At 64.6% G+C, this 2,489-nt stretch carries 1 protein-coding gene; it reads left to right on the forward strand.

Annotated features, from left to right (window positions below; translation table 11 throughout):
* The coding region (locus tag AC4PR2_RS28360) for a non-ribosomal peptide synthetase (RefSeq protein WP_492175982.1) at positions 1-2,489 on the forward strand (2,489 nt) is incomplete at both ends.

Raw genomic sequence — 2,489 nt, forward strand, 5'->3', positions numbered from 1 at the left:
GTGCTGGCGGCACGGGAAAATCGCGATCTGCCGTTCGAGCAGGTGGTGGAGCTGGTCAATCCGCCGCGCCACCTGGGTTATACCCCGCTGTTCCAGGTAATGCTGGCCTGGCAGGACGGCTCGGTGCGCGATATCTCGCTGCCTGGGCTGCAGGCCGAGAGTGCCGAGTTGGGCTATCAGATCGCCAAGTATGATTTGACGCTCGATCTGGCGGAGCGCGATGAGCAAATCAGCGGGACGCTGAACTTCGCCACCGCGCTGTTCGACCGCGCTACCGCCGAGCGTTACGGCGTTTACCTGGTGCAGGTGTTGCGGGCGATGGCGACAAATGCTACGCAGCCTGCGTCGCATCTCGATCTGCTGCCGGCTGCCGAGCGCGAACTGTTGTTGTACGGCTGGAACCGAACCGCGGAAGTTTATCCGGCGCAGAGCAGTGCCCACGTCCTGTTTGAACAGTGGGCGCAGCGCACGCCGGACGCCGTTGCGGTGGTGAACGATCGGGACAGCCTGAGCTATGCCCAATTGAACGCCCACGCCAACCAACTGGCGCACCAACTCATCGCACAGGGCGTGCGCCCGGGCGATCGCGTGGCCACGTCGCTTGAACGCAGCGTTTCTCTGGTCATCGCTCAGCTGGCGATCCTCAAGGCGGGGGCTGCTTATGTGCCGCTCGATCCGCACCTGCCCGTTGCGCGGCAGGCGTGGATCATCGGCGACAGCGGGGCGTCGTTGATCCTGTGCGATCGCGATCTCGACCGCGAGATAGCCGGCGAGATCGCATGCCTGCGTATCGATCGGCTGCGGCAGAATCCGACCCACGATCCGGCGGTGCCTCGCGCCGGCGACGCGCCGGCCTACATCATGTATACCTCGGGCTCGACCGGTACGCCTAAAGGCGTCATGGTGACGCATCAAGGCATCCTCCGGCTGGCGATCAACAACCGTTTTGCGTCGTTTGAACGCGGCGATCGCTTCGCTTTCGCCGCCAATCCGGCGTTTGACGCCAGCACGCTGGAAATGTGGGGAGCCCTGTTGAATGGCGCCAGTCTGGCAATCATTGCGCCGGAAGTGTTGACGGAAGCCGAGGCGTTGGCGGCGGCGCTGGTGCGGCAAGGGATTAACGTCTTGTTCCTGACCACCTCGTTGTTTAACCAATATGTCCATAGCATCGCCGCGACGCTGGCGCAGTTGAAATATCTGCTGAGCGGCGGTGAAGCGGCGGATCCGCACGCCTTTGCCCGCATGCTGAAAGAGGCTGGGCCGGTACGGCTGATCAACGGTTATGGGCCGACCGAGTGTACGGTGTTTGCCACGACGGCCACGATCGAGCGGGTGGATCCCTGGCAGCGTTTGCCTATCGGGCGGCCAATCGGCAATACCCGGATTTATCTGCTGGATGCGCACGGGCAACCGGTGCCGCTCGGCGCGACCGGCGAGATCTACATCGCCGGCCCCGGAGTGGCGCTGGGTTATCTCAACCGCGCAGAGTTAACGGCAGAGCGATTCCTGGCGGATCCGTTTAACCCAGGCGAGCGGATGTACCGCACCGGCGATCTGGCGCGCTATCTGCCGGACGGCAATATCGACTACCTGGGGCGCAACGATCGGCAGGTGAAAATTCGCGGCTTCCGCATCGAATGCGGTGAGATCGAGGCGCGAGTGGCCGGTCACCCGGCGGTGCGCGAAGCGGTGGTGGATGTCCTCGGCGAAGCGGACACTAAGCGGTTGGTGGCCTGGGTGGTGCCGGAGGCTGACGCGGATCGCCAGACGTTGGCGGTGACGCTGCGACAGTATCTGGCGGGGATGTTGCCGGAGTTTATGCTGCCGGCGGCCTGGGTGGCGCTGGATACGCTACCGCTGACGCCGAACGGCAAACTGGATCGGCGCGCGCTGCCTGAGCCGCAGGAGGACGCCTACGTGCGTGAGGTTTACGCCGAACCTGAAGGCGAACTGGAAACGCTGCTGGCGGGGATCTGGCGCGAGCTGCTGGGCCTTGAGCGGGTCGGGCGCCACGATAACTTCTTCGAATTGGGCGGCCACTCGCTGCTGGCGGTGAAGTTGATGGCGCAGCTGCGCCGTGTCGGATTGAGCGCCGGGGTGCAAACGCTGTTCACCGCGCCGACGCTGTCAACGCTGGCGCAGACGTTGGTCACGCAGCAAGAAGTGAGCGTGCCGGCCAACGGTATCCTACCGGGCTGCGTAGCCATTACGCCGGAGATGTTGCCGCTGGCGACGCTGAGCCAGCCGGAGATCGACGCGGTGGTGGCGCAGGTGCCGGGCGGCGTGGCCAACGTACAGGATATCTACGCCTTGTCGCCGCTGCAGGAGGGGATTTTGTTCCACCATCTGCTGGCGGAACGGGGCGACCCGTACCAGCTGTCCGCGGTGCTGCGTTTCGACAGCCGTGCGCGCCTGGACGCCTGGCTGGCGGCGATGCAGCAGGTGATCGATCGCCATGACATTCTGCGCACTGCGTTCATCACGCAGGG

The organism is Serratia sp. A07 (genome assembly GCF_058725505.1).